This window comes from Mesorhizobium sp. M4A.F.Ca.ET.020.02.1.1 (genome assembly GCF_004022645.1).
Classification (GTDB): Bacteria; Pseudomonadota; Alphaproteobacteria; order Rhizobiales; family Rhizobiaceae; genus Mesorhizobium.
The window spans coordinates 1-4,609 of record NZ_RZOI01000498.1 but is presented as its reverse complement, the minus strand read 5'-3'; the positions used below and the strand labels follow the sequence as shown (position 1 = coordinate 4,609).

The following is a 4,609-nucleotide window of genomic DNA, read 5'->3' as shown; positions in this document are numbered from 1 at the left end:
GAGACAGGCCCGGTGCTGACACTGGCGCTGCCGCAGATCGCGATCGTCGCCCGGCTGATGCGCGGCTCGATGATCGAGAGCTTGCGGTCCCATCACATCCGCACCGCCCGCGCGCTCGGCCTGTCCGACTGGTCGGTGGTGGTCAAGCATGCGCTGCGCGGCGCGATCCTGCCGATCGTCTCCTTCACCGGCCCGGCGGCGGCGGCGCTGCTCACCGGCTCCGTCATCGTCGAGACCATCTTTTCCATTCCAGGCGTCGGCCGCTACTTCGTCGATGCCGCTCTGAACCGCGACTACACGCTGGTCATGGGAACGGTGGTGGTGATCGCCATCTTCACCATCGTCTTCAACCTGATCGTCGATGTCATGTACGCGGTCGTCGACCCAAGGGTGCGCTATGACTGATATCGCAGCCCCGGCCCCGGCCGTCGTTGGCCGCTCGCTCTGGGGCGATGCCTGGGCGCGCCTCAAGGCCAACCGCGCCGCCATGTTCAGCCTCTATTATCTTGCCTTCATTGCGCTGATCAGCGTGTTTGGCCCATCCCTGGTGCCGCACGAATACACCACGATCTACGGCGACTATGTGCGCACGCCGCCGAGCCTTTCGGCCTACCCGAAGCCTGACATGATCCAGACCGCGCTTACCGACGCCATCAAGCGGATGCGCGTCGACATCAAGGAATGGCACCAGGACGGCAGCCGCGTCATCGTCACCGTCACCTCGACCAAGCCGATCGACGACCGCAACATCCGCTATCTCGACCGCTCAGACGCTTTCGACGGCACCAAGATCGAGAGCAAGTCGCCGGATGGTCTCGAAGCGACGATGAGCGCGTCGATCAAGCAGCAGTATTTCCTGTTTGGCACCGACAACACCGGCCGCGATCTGCTGTCGCGCACGCTGATGGCCGGGCGCATATCGCTGGCCATCGGCCTGCTTGCCGGCGTCGTGGCGGTGGTGATCGGCGTGCTCTACGGCGCCGCGGCCGGCTTTGCCGGCGGCAGGGTCGACGAGGTGATGATGCGCATCGTCGACGTGCTCTATTCGCTGCCCTTCATCTTCTTCGTCATCATGCTGGTGGTGTTCTTCGGCCGCAACTTCGTGCTGATGTTCCTGGCCGTGGGCGCCGTGCTGTGGCTCGACATGGCACGCATCGTGCGCGGCCAGGCGCTGTCGATCCGGCGGCAGGAATATGTTCAGGCGGCCGAAGCCATGGGTGTCGGCCAGCGCGGCATCCTGATGCGCCACGTCATCCCCAACCTGCTCGGCCCCGTGGTGATCTACATGACGCTGCTGGTGCCGCAGGTCATCATCCTGGAAAGCTTCCTGTCCTTCCTCGGTCTGGGCGTGCAGGAGCCGATGACCAGCTGGGGTGTGCTGATCTCGGTAGGCGCCAAGAACATCGGCAGCGCCAATTGGCTGCTTCTGTTCCCGGCCTTCTTCCTCGTCTCGACATTGTTCGCGCTGAATTTCGTTGGCGACGGCCTGCGCGACGCGCTCGACCCCAAGGACCGCTGAGATGGCCGCTGCCGAAACGATCCTCGACGTCAAGGACCTTCGCGTCCGCTTCCGCACCCTCGACGGTGCCGTTGAGGCGGTGAAGGGCATCAACATCAACGTCAAGGCCGGCGAGACCGTCGCGGTGGTCGGCGAATCCGGTTCAGGCAAGAGCCAGACGATGATGGCGGCGATGAGCCTGCTCGCCTCCAACGGCGAGGCGACCGGCGCCGTCGACTATCGCGGCCGCAACCTTTTGACGATGAGCAAGAGCGAACTCAACAAGGTGCGCGGCCGCAAGATCAGCATGATCTTCCAGGAGCCGATGACTTCGCTCGATCCGCTCTATTCGATCGGCAACCAGCTGATCGAGCCAATCCGCAGGCATCGCGGGCTGGGTGTCGCGGAGGCCCGCGAGGAGGCGCTGAAGCTGCTCAGGCTGGTGCACATTCCCGATCCCGAGCGGCGGATGAAATCCTATCCGCACGAAATGTCGGGCGGTCAGCGCCAGCGTGTCATGATCGCCATGGCTTTAGCCAACGACCCCGACATCCTAATCGCCGACGAGCCGACGACGGCGCTCGACGTCACCATCCAGGCGCAGATCCTGATGCTGCTCGCCGAGCTGCAGCGCAAGCTCGGCATGGCCATCGTCTTCATCACCCACGACCTCGGCATCGTCAGGCGCTTCGCCGACCGCGTCTACGTCATGCGCCAGGGCGAGGTGGTGGAGGAGGGCGAGGCCGAAGCGCTCTTCGCCAACCCGCAGCACGCCTACACCAAGATGCTGCTGGCCGCCGAGCCGACCGGCACCAAGGCGCCACCACCGGCCGGTGCCCCGGTGCTGCTCGAGGGCAGGAATGTCGAAGTGGTGTTCAGGATCGGCGGCGGCTTCCTCGCCGGCGAGCCGCTGATGCTGCGCGCCGTCGACAACATCTCGATCCGCCTGAAGCGCAACCAGACGATCGGCATCGTCGGTGAATCCGGTTCCGGCAAGTCGACGCTCGGCCGCGCGCTGCTCAGGCTGCTGCCCAGCGACGGTCTCATACGTTTTGGCGACCGCGACATCTCCGACGCCGATCGCCAGGCGATGCGGCCGCTCAGGCGGCAATTGCAGCTCGTCTTCCAGGATCCGTTCGGCTCGCTGTCGCCGCGCATGACCGTCGGCCAGGTGATCACCGAAGGGCTTTTGGTGCACGAACCGTCGCTCACCGGCAAGCAGCGCGACCAGCGCGCGGTCGAGGCGCTGCGCGAAGTCGGGCTGGATCCCAATTCGCGCAACCGCTATCCGCACGAATTCTCCGGCGGCCAGCGCCAGCGCATCGCCATCGCCCGTGCCATGATCCTGAAGCCGAAGCTGGTGGTGCTGGACGAGCCGACCTCGGCGCTCGACCGCTCGGTGCAGAAGCAGATCGTGGAGCTGCTGCGCAAGCTGCAGGCCGACCACGAACTGTCCTACCTGTTCATCAGCCACGACCTCGCCGTGGTCCGCGCCATGGCCGACTACATCATCGTCATGAAGCAGGGCAAGATCGTCGAGGAAGGGCCGACGGAGGCGATCTTCAGCAATCCGCAGGCCGGCTACACCCAGACACTGATGAACGCCGCGATCGATACGGCGCGCTTCCGGATGAGCGCGTGATCTGAAACGTCACCTGTCAGAGGCAAATCATTGCGTGGACGCGCACTGACGCTTTCGCGCCGTGACTATCGCCTGCTGCTGTTGCTGCAGTCGTTCGATTTTGGCCGTTTCGCGATTGGCCACGACCGTTTTCACACGCTCGCCGCCCAGCAGCCAGTTCGGCACGCTGGTGTTGGCGACCTTGCCGCGTGCGATGGCGGTTTGCGAGATATCGGTGGCGGTGTCGCCGAGCGCGACGTTGAGTTCCGGGCAGGTCATTCGGTCGTATTTGCCCGGATTGATCGAAGCAACGGTCGAGGAGCAGCCAACTGCAACGGGCAGCACAGCGAGCAAAGTGAACGGGAGTGCTGCCGTCGGCGTGAACTTCATACTTTCACCTGCTCGCCGTTCCTCAATCCCGCACGCCTGTCGAACTTGGGTAGGGCGCCATTAGGTCAAAGCGAGAGCCTGTTGTCGAGCACAATGGAAGGCCAGAAGCCGTTCCGCTCGATTTGAGGCGCGGATGGGTGATTTCGGGAGCAAGCACCCAAGTGCTTGTTTTTCTGGTCGGAGTGGCAGGATTTGAACCTGCGACCCCATCGTCCCGAACGATGTGCGCTACCAGACTGCGCTACACTCCGTGACCTGATTTCAAGGCTTCTAGCCCGCAACCCGATTCCGTTCAACCCTTCGTTCCACATTCATTCCGACGTTTCCGGTAGGAGGTCGCGACCCGTTCTAGCGGAGCCGCATGACGTTGCTCTTGACCTTCAGGGCCGGCGCTTTGGCCGTGATCCGCTCCGCCGCCTCGGCCTGAAAATCGGGGTGGTGGTGATAGTAGGTCGAGCGGAGAACCGCCTCCGTCATGCCGAGATAATCGGCCGCGTTGGATAGGCTTTCCCCGTTCTGCATGAGCCGTGTCGCGACGGTGTGACGAAGGACGTGGGGCTTACGTCGGTTTGGAACTTGCCATCTTCGTCATACCAGCCAAGGCCGGCGATCTCGCACGCGGTTTCGAACGCCTTGCGCACGGAGCCGACGGGGTGGCCTTGCCATTCGACGACGTAGTCGTGCGCGATCATCCGGCCGATTGTTTTGCTCTTCCCTCGCGCCTTCGTCTTGACTTTGACGGGTGTCGCGGCCCAACGGCGGATATGAGCGAGCAGGCGGTCTGGGAGCTCACGGGCGGCCGGCGTTTCTTCGTCTCGCGCCCGCCTTCCGCGCGGCGATAGAACACGCCGCGAGCGAGGTCGACGAAGGCTTGACCCGGCGTCGGGCGAATAGCGGCCTCACAGACAGCGCCGGAGCGCGTGCCGGTGTAGAGAGCAACCAGAGTGAACCGGGCGACGTGCTGGCCCGTCCGGCGGTCGCTGGCGACGCCTTTCCATGTCTGCCTCATGCGCCAGGCCGCCAGGATCAAACGCTCGGCCTCGGCCCGCGTAAGCCAGCGCTGGCGCCCCACGGGCTTCTCCGGCAGCACAATCGCTGGG

At 64.3% G+C, this 4,609-nt stretch carries 6 protein-coding genes and 1 tRNA gene; 4 read left to right on the top strand and 3 right to left on the bottom strand.

The window, feature by feature from the left end:
- The 3 genes from EN742_RS25130 to EN742_RS25120 all read left to right on the top strand — a co-directional run.
- On the top strand, positions 1–405 hold a 405-nt coding region (locus EN742_RS25130), incomplete at its 5' end, for an ABC transporter permease (RefSeq protein ID WP_148670240.1).
- A complete protein-coding gene (locus EN742_RS25125; RefSeq protein ID WP_126055812.1) occupies positions 398–1,519 on the top strand; it encodes an ABC transporter permease subunit in 1,122 nt (373 codons plus the stop codon). The genes EN742_RS25130 and EN742_RS25125, both read left to right, overlap by 8 nt.
- A gap of 1 nt (position 1,520) precedes the next feature.
- Positions 1,521–3,140 (top strand): ABC transporter ATP-binding protein, encoded by a 1,620-nt coding sequence (locus EN742_RS25120; RefSeq protein ID WP_128333407.1) that lies wholly within the window; start codon positions 1,521–1,523, stop codon positions 3,138–3,140.
- A 27-nt stretch (positions 3,141–3,167) separates the two neighbouring features.
- Here the strand turns inward: EN742_RS25120 and EN742_RS25115 are convergent, their stop codons facing one another.
- The 3 genes from EN742_RS25115 to EN742_RS38245 form a co-directional block, all read right to left on the bottom strand.
- The gene (locus EN742_RS25115; protein ID WP_127407682.1) at positions 3,168–3,509 is read right to left on the bottom strand and encodes a hypothetical protein; all 342 of its coding nucleotides are present in this window, start codon (positions 3,507–3,509) and stop codon (positions 3,168–3,170) included.
- 174 nt (positions 3,510–3,683) lie between these two features.
- Positions 3,684–3,760, bottom strand: a tRNA-Pro gene (locus tag EN742_RS25110).
- 97 nt (positions 3,761–3,857) lie between these two features.
- Entirely contained in the window at positions 3,858–4,031 is a 174-nt protein-coding gene (locus EN742_RS38245; protein ID WP_189375571.1) for a hypothetical protein, read from the bottom strand.
- Positions 4,032–4,078: 47 nt separating this feature from the next.
- Here EN742_RS38245 and EN742_RS38240 point away from each other — a divergent pair, with 47 nt between their 5' ends.
- The gene (locus EN742_RS38240; RefSeq protein ID WP_189375569.1) at positions 4,079–4,351 is read left to right on the top strand and encodes a hypothetical protein; all 273 of its coding nucleotides are present in this window, start codon (positions 4,079–4,081) and stop codon (positions 4,349–4,351) included.
- The last annotated feature ends 258 nt before the right edge of the window (positions 4,352–4,609 follow it).